This window comes from Carboxylicivirga taeanensis (genome assembly GCF_051851475.1).
In the GTDB taxonomy this organism is placed as follows: Bacteria; Bacteroidota; Bacteroidia; order Bacteroidales; family Marinilabiliaceae; genus Carboxylicivirga; species Carboxylicivirga taeanensis.
Map to the genome: position 1 here is coordinate 214,476 of NZ_JBPUSJ010000002.1, position 13,020 is coordinate 227,495.

Sequence of the window (13,020 nt, forward strand, 5' to 3'; positions counted from 1 at the left end):
CTAACTGCTAAGAGTAGTTAGGGCCTTTCAAGTATGGTTTTGGCTACTCTTGCAGTTTAAAGTAGCTGATCAGTTTTTTGAGCTGTGTTGCTTGTAAGTTCAGTTCTTCAGCACTGGCAGCTATTTCTTCGCTGTTGGAGGCATTGTACTGAGTGGTTTGATTAAGCTGTTGGATGGCTGCATTAATTTGTTGCACAGCATCGCGCTGTTCACGGGTGGCTGCTGATATTTCCTTCATCAGGGTATAGGAACTATCAATGGTGGGCAGCATGCTTGTGAGCTGTGCATTGGAATTGGCTGACAGTTCATGACTTTCGCCAGCAAATCGAACAATTTCAGCGGCTGCATACTGGCTGCGCTCAGCCAGCTTACGCACTTCACCGGCTACTACTGCAAAACCTCTTCCTTGTTCGCCAGCCCGTGCTGCTTCAACAGAAGCATTTAGAGCTAATATATTGGTTTGCAAGGCTATTTCTTCAATGATAGAAATTTTATCCGCTATCAGTTTATTGGCCTGGTTGGCTTTTTCCGATTCCTGAGCAGTGGTTTTGATGCTTTCCAGTGCCTTGCTGGAATGCTCCTCGCTGGTGCCGGCATTGACATTACTTTGTTCAATATTGGCCACCATTTCTTCCATAGTGGTCGACACTTCCTCCAGAGATGCTGCCTGCTCGCTGGCTCCCTGCGTTAACTCTTGCGAACTTCTGTTGAGCTGGCCGCTGGCTTGATTGAGCTGCTCGGTGCCGTTCATAATTTCCGCAACCACTTCCCGAATTTTGCTATTCATTTGCATCAAAGCATTCATCAGGCGACTGATCTCATCTTTTCCCTTCATTTCGAACGAGTGATACAGTTCGCCTCTGGCAAGTGCTTCTGCTAGTTCCAAGCCTTTGTTCACTGGTTTAATAATGCTCCGAGAAATGATACTACTGCTGATGATGCCAATGAGGATGGCGATTATCAGAAGAGAACTGCCTAAAATGGCTGCAGTGCGTATGACGTCGTTCTCTTTTTCGTTAATCTTCAGGATGATATTATCGCTCAATCGTTGCGTTTCATCTCCGGCTGCTTGCATCTCTCTAACGAGTTTCCCTTGTTCAAGGTTGGCATCAACAAATGCTTCAAAGGCTTTTTCATATTCGCGGTAGCTGTCATGAATATTGTTGATGGAGGCTACTGTTTTGCCCGCATAGGTGGATTTAGCCTCATCCAGCACTGCATAAAATTTATTGAGCCTTCCTTTCACCTTTTTTACCAGGCCCTCGTTAATATTTCCATTTACGTCGAGCGGTTTGGATACATATTCCCAGGCAGCAACTCGCACCTGACTGTGGGCATACAAAATGTCTTTCGAGAGTTTATGGTGTTTGTTAAGCTGCTGATCGAATGAAATAATAGCTCCCGTTTTTGCTCCTGCTTTCGACCAGTTGGTGCGTGTACTCTGTTTGCTTTGTTCCAGTTCCAGGAAACCGCTAAAAGCATTTAAGTACGACTGAACCGCCAGGCTTAAGGAGTCGGTCGGGAGGCCTTTAACGGTTTGGAGGCTGTCCGTTATTTGAATTTCATGAAGGGCACTATTCAGGTAATCAATTACTAAGGGGGGCTTCGTTTCATCTTCAAACTCCATATAGCTCAGTGTCGCTACTCTGGCATTCATTAAATAGTTTTGAGCGTGCTTGAGGTGGTTGGCATAGGCCACTACTTTTTGCGTTTTGTTAATGCTATTTCTGCCTATTATTCCGACAACTCCAACGCAGATGACCATAATTGAGAAACCAATCATCAATTTCATTCTAATTGATAGATCTTTGATATTAGTTTTTTTCATTTTCTTTTAGATGAGTTTATTGAGCGATTTGAGGTACGCAAAAATAATTTTCTACTTTTATTAACGAAAAAGTGAGCTAAATGTGTAACCAGCATTAACACAGGAGAGTGACGTGTTTTGGTGGAGTGAATCCCTCGAAAAACTCCATCAAACCCCTGAATTTATTGACGAAATAATTCCGTAATTAAACACCTGTTTAGCTTTAACAGCCATTGGCAAGTAGGGCGATAACTTACCAATACGCAGAAGTTTATACGAAGCTTAATTATGATATACTTGTTAACCTTTAGTTCAACTGTTTTAAAGATTAATAGCAGTTTAGGGAGATACGTAACACTTTTGTGCGTGAGACGTTAGTTCGTGCTGCCTGCAAATGGTTTGCAAATAGTGGTTTTGAGGAGATGATGGAGAGCTAATTTTATTTTTTGGTGTGTACTAGTAGTTTAGCGAATGCTCCAGTACCAGAACGGTAATGTTAAAGTGGTAAAACATTGGCTCACATTTTGCCAGCGCCAATGCGTTAATACAGGTATTTTCAGATGGCAGGATACCATCCATACAAGGCCTAACTCATTGGTTGTGGTAAAATAAATAGGATCTCATCTTTTATAAAAGACGGGCTGGTTGTTTTTTAAAATTCAACCACCCGTCAGCAATGCTAGAGTTCACCTTTTTTAAACTTGTCAATCATCTCACCGGAAATACTGATGTGAGGCGAATGGGGTGGCAGGTTATCCCTTCTAAACCAGGCTGCTTCAACAATTTCCTTGTTATCGGGAGTAATTGGTTGTTGGTCATCGGCTTCGGCAATAAAGCCAATCATCAGAGAACCCGAAAGGGGCCAGGGGTGATTTCTGTAATACCTTATGTTTTTTACATCCAGGCCAACTTCCTCTTTAACTTCTCTCGCAACTGTTTCCTCCAGTGTTTCTCCCACATCGGCGTAGCCCGCCACAAGAGAATAACGGCCTTCGGGAAAATGACTGCCGCGGGCCAGTAATAGCTTATCGTTGCAAATAACCGCTACAATAATTGCCGGCGAAATTGTAGGATAGTTTGTTGTTGAACAGGCGCTGCATACAATGGCTCGTTCACTGGTCTTGAGCTGTGTTGGAGCACCACACTTGCCACAGTATTGGTGGTTGGTGTACCAGTTGTGCAATTGAAAACCTAGTATACATATCCAGCCGATTTCTTTCGGTAGGGTTCTGAAAATATTGATGTCTTGATATTGCAGGGGCGACTGGTTATTACCCGAAGGTGTTGGGCATAAAAAGCATTGCTTATCATTGAGACTAAACAGGTAGGTGCAATCCTCTTTATGAATGCTGTTTTGAACATCTTTCCATTGTGGAGGTAAAAAAGTAGTACCTGCACAGTTTAATAGTATGGAATGATCGGTGTAATGCAATATGTAATCATCTGGCTGAAGGCTCGCTTCACTATTGTATTGAACGTTGAAGCTGTGAGGTAATATTTCGTTGATCATTGTATTGGTGGCTTATTTTAAAAAGCGAAGATAATGGAAACGATTGGTGATTACAGATGATTATGTGTTATCCTGGCTTAAGAGGCTTAATTAATTTATGGGGTGATGGTTGGCCTGTACTCTTAATAGCTTATAGATGGCTCTGTTTCTGTCTTTTGTAAACGCAGTATGGGCATGTGTGCGTATTTGCTAAATCGCTAGTAGAAAGGGGGAACTTATTGTTAGATGAGGTGTCGTAAAACATGACAAGTGTGTTCAACTAAAACTAGGTAAAAAGTGTTAATTTACTTTATATTTGCTCAAAACCTCACATTATGAACATTAATTACCTTGAGATCATCTCTGCTTTTATTGTGCTTTTTGCCGTTATCGATATTCTTGGTTCGCTCCCAATCGTTCTGGATCTTCAAAAAAAGAGTGGTCCAATCAAAGCTTTTCAGGCAACCTCGGTAGCATTTACCATAATGATTGTCTTTTTATTTGTTGGTGAAGCACTGCTCGGGCTGTTCGGCGTCGATATCTCCTCTTTTGCCATTGCAGGTTCATTTGTGCTGCTTATCATGGCCTTTGAAATGATATTGGGCGTAGAAATATTCAGACACGACTCACCCTCTGGAGCATCTATCGTGCCCATCGCTTTTCCGCTGATAGCAGGGGCCGGTTCATTTACCACTCTACTGTCTTTAAGGGCCGAGTTTGAAACGGTTAATATCATAATTGCCTTATTCCTCAATATTGTAGTAGTGTTTTTTGTGCTTAAGTCATCCAGTTTTGTTGAGCGGGTGATCGGCCAAGGCGGCATTTATGTCCTGAAAAAGTTCTTTGGTATCATACTGTTGGCGATGGCTATTAAGTTGTTTATGACCAACTTTGGTAATATTGTTATTGATTTTATAAAGAATTTAAATATCTAATTTTTATGAGTATTACAATCTCCTCTACTTTTGATGCTGGCAATATTGAGCTTATCAATGCCAGTGACCCTGGCAATATTGAACTGAAAATACGAAAAGATACCCACTCTGATTTTTTTCAGTGGTTCTATTTCAGGCTGCAAGGTGCCCAGGGAATAAAGTGTACCCTTAACCTCCTGAATGCTGGAGAGGCGGCCTATCCCGACGGGTGGGACAACTATAAAGCCCGTATGTCCTACGATAGGGAAAATTGGTTTTTGGTTCCCACAAGTTATGATGGCGGTGTGCTAAGTATGGAACTTACACCTGAGTACGATACCGTCTATTTTGCCTATTTTGCTCCTTTCTCTTATGAGCAACACCTCGATTTGATTAATAATGCTCAGTTATCAAGCAAATGTGTTCTAGAATGCATTGGCCATACAACGCAGGGAAGACCCATCGATTTTCTTAAAATAGGCACCCAGGATGAGAACAAGAAGAAACTTTGGGTGATTGCCCGTCAGCATCCCGGTGAGTCCATGGCTGAATGGTTCATGCAAGGGTTTATCGCTCGCGTGCTCGATGAAGAGGATCCAACGGCCCTTCGCTTACTGGAAAAGGCCAATTTGTATCTGGTACCCAACATGAATGTGGATGGCAGTATTTTGGGGAACCTGCGGGTGAATGCTAAAGGAGTTAATCTGAATCGTGAATGGGCCAATCCAACGATTGAAAACAGCCCTGAAGTCTACTTTGTGAAGGAAAAAATGAAGGAGACAGGCATGCACTTTGTCCTTGATGTACATGGTGATGAGGGCTTGCCTTACAATTTTATTTCTGGCATAGAAGGCATTCCGTCTTTCGATGAAAAACTTAAGCAGCTAACCGATAGTTTTATGAACAACTGGAAGGTGTTTAGTCCCGACATGCAGGATGTGTATGGCTATCCGAAAAATGAGCCCGGTAAGGCCAATCTCCAAATTGGCTCTAAAAATCTGGGCGAAGAGTTCCATTGCTTGTCGCAAACACTCGAAATGCCATTTAAGCAAAACGCTGATCTGCCCGATGAGTTGCTGGGCTGGTCACCCGAGCGCTCTATGAAACTTGGCGAATCATTGGTACCAACTTTGTTAAGTATGGTTGACGATTTATAAATCAGGCAATTATATTTTTGGCACCCTCAACCCTGTTTCTCATACAGGGGAGGTTTCCTTCATTGTGGGGTATGCCGATGCATTTACCGGTAAGTAATTGCATTTTGTGGTAGCCCAGTATTGTTACTTGGCAGACATCATTTAGTGGTTATATAAAAAAGGCCCTGTGGCGAGGATTAAAAGTTCGCTACAGGGCCTGATTCTATCTTTTAGGAGGGATAGGAAAACTATTCTCCCAGCATCATTCGGATAATTTCTTTATCAGTTTCGCGCATGCCTACACTGCCTAATCGGCCTATATTTTTGATTGTGTTTTCAACTCCTTTAACAACAATGCCATCACCACCATAAAACTGCTGACCATTTTTATACATGTGGTAGCCCAGGATGCCAGCCTCTACAGCCGATGCAATTTTGCCGGCACATGATGGCTTGGCTCCATCGCATACAATGCCTGATACAATCGCCAGTGCATTTACAATGGTATGGGCAATCTCTTTGTAGCGTCCGCCGTAAAGGTAGGTAATGCCAGCACCGGCGCCCACACCTGCCGAAACAGCACCACAGAAGGCCGAAAGTCGACCAATACTGGTTTTCTGGTGAATAGTGACCAGGTTAGCCACCAACAAGGCTCTGAGGAGCGCATCTTCGTCGGCCTTAAGCTCTTTGGCATATTCAATTACCGGCACTGAGGTAGCCAGTCCTTGGTTGCCGCTTCCTGATACAATCATTACTGGCAGTTCGCAGCCACTCATGCGGGCATCTGAACCCGCGGCCGCCATAGCTTTTGCGCGTACTTTTATATCATTTTCGTCCCAGCTCGTTAGCAAAACCGAGCCCACATTGGCACCCCAATTACCTTTGATGCCTTCTTGTGCAATAGCCGAATTGTAAGCAATCTGAAGCTTTAATACATCTTTTACCTCTGCAATGTCTACTGAGTTAGCAAAATCCACAATATCTTCCACCGACATCATACTGCGATCGGTTTTGTGCTTATTGCTCACGTCATCACAATGGTGGGTATACACAGTTGCTTCACCATCTTTGGTAATGCGTACAATATTAGTGTGGTAGTGCGATATTTGAACCGAAGCATGTGACTCACCGGCATACACATTCACTATCAAATCGAATATTATACCGCTGGTTGAAGCACTTACCTTCACTTCATTGCTCTTAAGGAACTGTGCCATTTCGGCTCGCTGTGCATCATTCACCTGCGAAATAACCTGCAGCACTTTGTCGGCATCGCCAGCTACAATACCAGCTATAGCCGCAGCTTCAATTCCCTTGAGGTTACCGGTGTTTGGCACCACAACGCTCTTCACATTCTTGATGATGTTATCGCTGGCTTCCACCCATACGCGATCAGGCATGCAGCCCAGAATTTTTCGGGCCATAGCACCGGCATAGGCAATTGCAATAGGTTCGGTGCATCCCATTGCTGGCATCAGCTCTTCATGCAGTATATTGACGTATGAAGTATATTGCTTATCAGATTTGTTCATGATTTTTTGCTTTAAATCAGACTACCCTTTTCATTTGCGGGGCTAAAATACGAGGATAATTGCGGATATACTATGATTATTTGCACGCAAACACAATGTTGGTAGGGCTTGTGGCGACGATGACCTGCTTATTTTTCTGCGACCTGGTCCAATGTTTTCTCCGGACAGCCGATTTTATAAGCCGGGTCAGGTTTAATAACAAGAAAGCCGCTCAGGTTTGGGCGGCTTTCTGTTGTGTATCAGTTATTGTTTTTTAACAGATGGCGATGGAAATGGAGGAGGCGTTATGGTCTGTTTCGCTTTGAGAAGCGACATCGCCTCTTTAATGGCCCTTTCCAGTTGTGGGTCTGAGTTTTGCTCCATGGCTTTTGCATCCATTCTCACCTCAATGGTTGGGGCAATACCGGTATTTTCACCTACCCATTCGTTGTTTATGGGGTCGAACACAGCATTGTCGGGTGCCGTTAAGGCTCCGCCATCAACCAGTCGGTAGTGAACCGATGACTTAACCAGTCCACCCCAGGTGCGGGCTCCAATAACAGGGCCTATTTTTTGTTGCTTAAAGGCCCAAGGAAAGAAATCGCCTCCCGAGCCGGCCATTTCGTTGACAAGTAATACTTTAGGTCCTTTAATGCCGGCAGGCAGTAAAATTGGTGAGCCATTTGGTACTTCGTTGGTTAAGGCTGCCCGGAGGTCTCGCTTCATCAGGTCAACCATGTAGTCGTCTAACAGGCCGCCACCATTAAAGCGTTCATCAATAACGGCTCCCTGCTTATCTTGCTGAGCGAAATAATAGCGGTTAAATGATACAAAACCGGCATTGGAAGTGTTGGGTACCCAAACGTAGGCCAATTTACCATCTGATAGATTGTCAACCAAACGACGGTTGTCTTCCACCCAGGCGCGTTGGCGCAAAGCACGCTCACTGGCGATTGGTTTCACGGTAATGGTCCAGCTGCCTTCAAATGTATTTTTATCATTGATGTGCAGCACCGTTTGAATGCCGCGAGTACCATCTAAAGCCTTGTAAGGGTCTTCGGCTGCAGTCAGCTCCTTGCCATTTACTCCAACCAGGTAGTGACCTTCTTCTACCCTCAGTCCCGGACGCTCAAGCGGGCTGGATAAGTCGGGGTTCCATACTTCGGTGGTGTAGATGCGTTTAATCTGCCAATGTGAGGCGCTTTGAACCAGATCGGCGCCGAGCAGGCCTACTGATACCTTTTCCACATCGGGCATGTCTCCTCCAAACACAAAGCTATGTCCTACCGACAGTTCGCCATTCATCATGTCTAACACATAGTTGAGATCGCTGCGGTGTTTAACGTAAGGTACAAGTGGAGCATAGCGCTCGTATACTTCATCCCAGTTGCGACCATGCATATTGGGGTCGTAAAAGAAATCGCGTTGGTAGCGCCAGGCTTCTTCAAATATTTGCTTCCATTCGGCTTGGCGGTCTAGTTTGGTGGTCAAATCAAGCTTCAGTGTTTTGCCATCTTTCCCGTTGTCTTTAGCCGTACTCATTACTTTCCAGGAGGTTCCGAATTTGCCAAGCAGGTGTTTTCCATCGGCCGAAACGGACACTGAGCTGGCTCCCGAAACAAACTCTTTTGCTTTGCGTTCTTTCAAAGAAAATTTATGAATGGTAGTGCTTTTGTTTTCCGATTTTCCTATAAAAACAACACCTTCAGGCCCGCTTAGCATAAACTGATAGGCTCCTTTAGGCATTGGCATTGCCATAATGCGGGTTTCAATGGCCTCGAAATCGATAGTAATATCGTGGTCTTTGTCTGCTTCTTTAGCGTTTGATTTTTTCCCGTTTTCCGGCTTTTCATCCTCCTCTTTTTCCTCTTTAGTTTCTTCTTCATCGCTGCGGGGCTCAAAAGGGGATTCGTCTGTTTTATTGAGGTTAATCACGTAAGGCGTGTAGCGGGCATCTTCTGGCGACATAACACTGGTGTTGACATAACTCGATGCAAGTCCCAAATCGGTACTGGCCAGAAAATACAACTGTTTGCCATTTTGGTCCCAGGCTGGGGAGAAGGCATCGGCCATGGCATTGGTAACGGCCTTTGTACTATTATCGCTAACCGACCAAATATAGATACGGCGGAAATGATTGGCACCTGCTTTGGAGTAGGCCAGGTATTTGGCATCTTTAGACCAGGTAATGCCCATGGAGCCACGTTCAAAATTATTATTGGCTGCATCAATGGTTTTAATGGTTTTGGCATTCAGATCCAGCACCCTGATGCGCACATCATCATCAACAAAGGCAATGTATTTTCCATCCGGCGACCAGCAAGGCTCCCAAGCCATTTTTGATTCGCCAATGCCGATCGTTTGGACCTCTCCCAAGCCATCTTGAGTGGTCAACATTACTTCATATTTTCCATTTTCATCGGAAAACCAGGCGATTTGATCACCTTTAGGGGACCAAAGAGGTTTGCGGTCAGCAGCCATTGAGCTATTGGTAATATTACGCGTATTGCCGTGCTCGACAGGCACTGTAAAAACTTCGCCACGTGCGCCCATGATGGCACGTTTGCCACTTGGAGATAACCGTGCAAAAGTTACTTTCTTACTCACCTCTTCCCATTGGGTTGCAGCCCAGGGAAAGTCGCCTGCCACATTGATCGCCAGGCGCGTGCTTTGCTGCGAATCAATGTTGTATAAATGGATATAGCCGTTATGCTCAAATACCAGTTCGTTTTTGTGGCCCGATAGGTATTTGATATCGTTTGTGTTAAAATGGGTGAGCTGTTCAAGTGTTTTAGTTGTGGTGTTGTAAGACCAGATGTTGCTTACCCAATCGCGGTCTGACAAAAAATAGATCTGCTCACCCAGCCAAACAGGTTGAATGTCGGTTGTTCGTTCATTGGGCAGTAACTCTTCCTCCCAGGTGTTGAGGTTCAGGATGATGAGTGGAGTATTTTGCCCTCCTCTGTAGGCGCGCCACTCAACATCCCAACGGCGTACCCGGTCAAGTGCCAGGTGCTGACCATCGGCAGAATAACTGGCTTTGGTGCCCCATTGCTTTGTCAGCAACTTTGAGGGGCCGCCTTCTTTGCTCACCGTCCACAAGCGGTGGTGCGAACTGGGAGCTGTTTCGCGGTCAGACGTGTATAGAACCGACAGTCCATCAGGTGTCCAGCCTCTTACCTGAGAAGCTGCCGGATACCAGGTGAGTCGTGTGGCTTCACCGCCCTTAACAGACATGGTATAAACCGCATCGGTACCCGAACGATTAGATGTAAATGCAATGGTTTGTCCATCGGGTGAAAAGTAAGGGTCTTTTTCTACAGCGGGTGTGCTGGTTAAGCGGATTGCATTGCCGCCATTTTTACTCGTTAGCCATAAATCAGCTCCATAGGTAAACACCAAATGTGTTTCACTAATGTTAGGTTGACGAAGCAGGCGTGTTTCACTTGCCCTTGCATAGGGAGCAGACAAAAGCAAGCTTGTGATTAAGCAGAACATCATCCTGAATGATGATTGGTAAGATAGTAGATTCATGAAATTAAATTGAGGTTTAGACAATGCTTAAGGTTTAATAACAATGGGAAATATTCTTCATACTGAAGAGGAAATACTAAAATAGATAATTTAAATCTCTGTAACAAGTTCGTTTTTGCTGTTCAAATTCTATTTTTGTTAGCTCTAGGATAATCAAGAGGCAAAACTTAACTAAATGACACAGAAGAGTATTACCATTAGCGGGCTTCGGAAGTCTTATGGAACAGGTGCGGGAGCAAAGGAAGTGCTAAAGGGCATTAACCTGAGCATCGATAGGGGGCAGATAATTGGATACATTGGTCCCAATGGTGCCGGAAAGAGTACGACGGTGAAAATTTTGTGTGGGTTATTAAGCTCTTTTGAAGGAGAGGTGGAAGTAATGGGATTGTCTTTGCGTGAGAATACCCTTGATGTGAAACGCCGCATTGGCTATGTGCCCGAGAATGGAGCGCTTTATGAAGCCTTGACACCCACTGAGTACCTGAAGCTGATAGGCACTCTGTTCGATATGTCCCCTGAGTTGATTGATGAACGGAGCCACTCATTGCTGAAATACTTCAAGATGGAGCAGCATGCTAATGAACGCATGGATACTTTCTCGAAAGGGATGAAGCAGAAGATACTGCTCATTGCCGGCCTTATTAACAATCCTGATATTTTATTTCTGGATGAGCCCTTAAATGGCCTGGATGCCAATGCGGTGATTTTGGTGAAGGACATGCTTACGCGTTTGGCTGCACAGGGGAAAACTATTTTTTACAGCTCTCACCTGATGGATGTGGTAGAAAAGATATCCGACCGTATCATACTGATTGCTAACGGACAGGTTATAGCTGATGGTACCTTTGAGCAGTTGCAGCAAAACAGCAAAATTTCGTTGGAGCAAGTGTTTGCTAAACTGACCGGTGGTGAGGGAGAGAGTGTTGATTCTGATATTTTTGATGAGGTTTTTAAATCCAGATAATGACAGCAGTAATGCAGATGTTAGCGATGCCATTTAGTTTTTTATTAAAGGTGTTTGGAGTTGAAGCACACCATTTTAAGGTATTATTAGCTGCCAAATTAAAAATGGATTTTCGTCGGCCGCCAAACAGTTTTCAATCAGCGAGTAAAAAGCAAACTTTGCTAAAGCAGCTGCTCGTTTATCTTTTTTTAGGTGCTATAGTGCTATATGGAATTTATCGTCTGCCCGATTTAATGCTTCAGCTGACTCTGTTTTATGCTTTTCTAATTGTGTTTGCCGGTACAACAATGCTCACTGAGTTTACGTCGGTATTATTTGATGAAAAAGAGAATTATGTGTTGCTGCCACGTCCAATCTCTTCGCGCACGCTTTTAGCGGTGCGGTTGGTGCACATCGCCATTTACATTAGCAATATTGCACTGTCCTTAAGTCTTCCCTTTAGTATTTATTTGGCGGTCAACTATGGGTTTCTGGTGCTTTCATTCTTAGTTGGGGTATTTTTATGTGCTTGGTTTACCTTGCTTTTAGCCGTTGGTTTTTATATGCTGTTATCCAGGCTGGTGACCCTAAGTCGTTTTAAGGACGTGCTCAATTATTTTCAGATTGGTTTGGCGGTTATTATCATGGCCAGTTACCAGCTTGTGCCCAATTTTATTGAAGGGCTTAATATGGAACAGTATACCTTTACCAGTACCTGGTGGACGCACCTGCTTCCGTCTGTATGGTTTGCTGGTTTTGCTTGCTTTACAGCAGGTATTCCTCTGGCCGGCAGTAGTGTTTGGTTTCTGATAACTGTGGCTGTCACAGTGATAGGGACTCTGCTATTGGTACGCGCCTTATCTACCGGGTTTAATAGCATCATTGCCGAAACAGGATCAGGAACAACTACAACCAGCAATAAGGTGGGTAAGGTGACCCATTCAGGCAGGTGGTTAAACAGTATTATAAAGGTTTTGTGCGTATCCGAAGTTGAAAAAATGGGCTGGGCAGTAACTATGAGCCACATCCGTCGCGATCGCAAACTAAAGCAGCAGCTTTATCCCATGTTAGCCTACAGTGTTATTATGGCGATTGTGTTTTTAAAACCGCAGCTGAACAATTTCATCGAATACCTTGCTGACTTGCGACAAAGTTCAACGTACCTGATGCTTTTTCTTGCCGGATTTTTTGGTGCACTGGGCATATTCATTATTCCTTATACCGACTCGCCAGAGGCCGGCTGGATATATGATGTAGCCACAACGGATAAGAAATACCATATTCAGACGGGTGCGATTAAAGCTGTGCTTTTTACTTTTTTCCTGCCTTTGTACTTACTATATTCAGTACCTGTTATCTTGATTTGGGGCTTTGGGGTATTGCCTTATTTTGTTTTGGGCGTTGGCTGGAGTGCTGCTTTAGCAATTGTATCCACGCGCATTCAGAGAAGCCCTTTGCCATTTTCTAAAGCCAGAGAAATGATTAATAAAGGGGAACTGACTCTCATAATATTTTTAGGCATGCTGATGGTAGGCGTAATAGTGGGTGCTGTGTACCTCTTGTCTCTTATTCACGTGGCATTTGCGATAGGCCTGTGTGCTACATTGCCTATACTCATTTCGTTATCTCACCGCTGGGTAAGGGGGCAAAAATGATGCGAAGGGTTAAGAGGAGAATAAGCTGAAT

The 13,020-nt window shown here is 44.2% G+C and carries 8 protein-coding genes; 4 read left to right on the top strand and 4 right to left on the bottom strand.

Annotated elements, in window-relative coordinates:
• Window positions 1-43 precede the first annotated feature (43 nt).
• Window positions 44-1,828 carry a methyl-accepting chemotaxis protein gene (locus ACSX1H_RS04405; protein ID WP_439182475.1) on the bottom strand — a complete coding sequence of 595 codons (1,785 nt, stop codon included), beginning with the start codon at window positions 1,826-1,828 and terminating at the stop codon, window positions 44-46.
• A 658-nt stretch (window positions 1,829-2,486) separates the two neighbouring features.
• A complete protein-coding gene (gene nudC, locus ACSX1H_RS04410; RefSeq protein ID WP_439182476.1) occupies window positions 2,487-3,317 on the bottom strand; it encodes an NAD(+) diphosphatase in 831 nt (276 codons plus the stop codon).
• Between the two features lie 314 nt (window positions 3,318-3,631).
• On the opposite strand from nudC, the gene ACSX1H_RS04415 reads away from it, so the two are divergent.
• Window positions 3,632-4,231: a MarC family protein gene (locus tag ACSX1H_RS04415; RefSeq protein ID WP_439182477.1), complete on the top strand. Its 600-nt coding sequence runs from the start codon at window positions 3,632-3,634 to the stop codon at window positions 4,229-4,231.
• 5 nt (window positions 4,232-4,236) lie between these two features.
• Window positions 4,237-5,367, top strand: coding sequence for a M14 family metallopeptidase (locus ACSX1H_RS04420; protein ID WP_439182479.1), 1,131 nt, complete (start codon window positions 4,237-4,239; stop codon window positions 5,365-5,367).
• A 227-nt stretch (window positions 5,368-5,594) separates the two neighbouring features.
• On the opposite strand, the gene ACSX1H_RS04425 is transcribed toward ACSX1H_RS04420, so the two are convergent.
• Together ACSX1H_RS04425 and ACSX1H_RS04430 are read right to left on the bottom strand one after the other, a co-directional pair.
• Complete coding sequence (locus tag ACSX1H_RS04425; RefSeq protein WP_439182480.1) at window positions 5,595-6,878, bottom strand: L-cysteine desulfidase family protein; 1,284 nt, start codon at window positions 6,876-6,878, stop codon at window positions 5,595-5,597.
• 243 nt (window positions 6,879-7,121) lie between these two features.
• Window positions 7,122-10,391 carry a S41 family peptidase gene (locus tag ACSX1H_RS04430; protein ID WP_439182482.1) on the bottom strand — a complete coding sequence of 1,090 codons (3,270 nt, stop codon included), beginning with the start codon at window positions 10,389-10,391 and terminating at the stop codon, window positions 7,122-7,124.
• Window positions 10,392-10,566: 175 nt separating this feature from the next.
• Between ACSX1H_RS04430 and ACSX1H_RS04435 the strand changes: the two genes are divergently transcribed.
• A complete protein-coding gene (locus ACSX1H_RS04435) occupies window positions 10,567-11,355 on the top strand; it encodes an ABC transporter ATP-binding protein (RefSeq protein WP_439182484.1) in 789 nt (262 codons plus the stop codon).
• Window positions 11,355-12,989, top strand: a complete 1,635-nt coding sequence (locus ACSX1H_RS04440; RefSeq protein WP_439182486.1) for a hypothetical protein — start codon at window positions 11,355-11,357, stop codon at window positions 12,987-12,989. The genes ACSX1H_RS04435 and ACSX1H_RS04440 overlap by 1 nt, the downstream gene beginning before the upstream one ends.
• Window positions 12,990-13,020: the final 31 nt, after the last annotated feature.

Bases quoted from the DNA above. Each gene is read 5' to 3' on its own strand.
- ACSX1H_RS04430 (WP_439182482.1), bottom strand. From the start codon at position 10,391: ATGAATCTACTATCTTACCAATCATCATTCAGGATGATGTTCTGCTTA.
- ACSX1H_RS04425 (WP_439182480.1), bottom strand. From the start codon at position 6,878: ATGAACAAATCTGATAAGCAATATACTTCATACGTCAATATACTGCAT.
- nudC (WP_439182476.1), bottom strand. From the start codon at position 3,317: ATGATCAACGAAATATTACCTCACAGCTTCAACGTTCAATACAATAGT.
- ACSX1H_RS04415 (WP_439182477.1), top strand. From the start codon at position 3,632: ATGAACATTAATTACCTTGAGATCATCTCTGCTTTTATTGTGCTTTTT.
- ACSX1H_RS04440 (WP_439182486.1), top strand. From the start codon at position 11,355: ATGACAGCAGTAATGCAGATGTTAGCGATGCCATTTAGTTTTTTATTA.
- ACSX1H_RS04405 (WP_439182475.1), bottom strand. From the start codon at position 1,828: ATGAAAAAAACTAATATCAAAGATCTATCAATTAGAATGAAATTGATG.
- ACSX1H_RS04435 (WP_439182484.1), top strand. From the start codon at position 10,567: ATGACACAGAAGAGTATTACCATTAGCGGGCTTCGGAAGTCTTATGGA.
- ACSX1H_RS04420 (WP_439182479.1), top strand. From the start codon at position 4,237: ATGAGTATTACAATCTCCTCTACTTTTGATGCTGGCAATATTGAGCTT.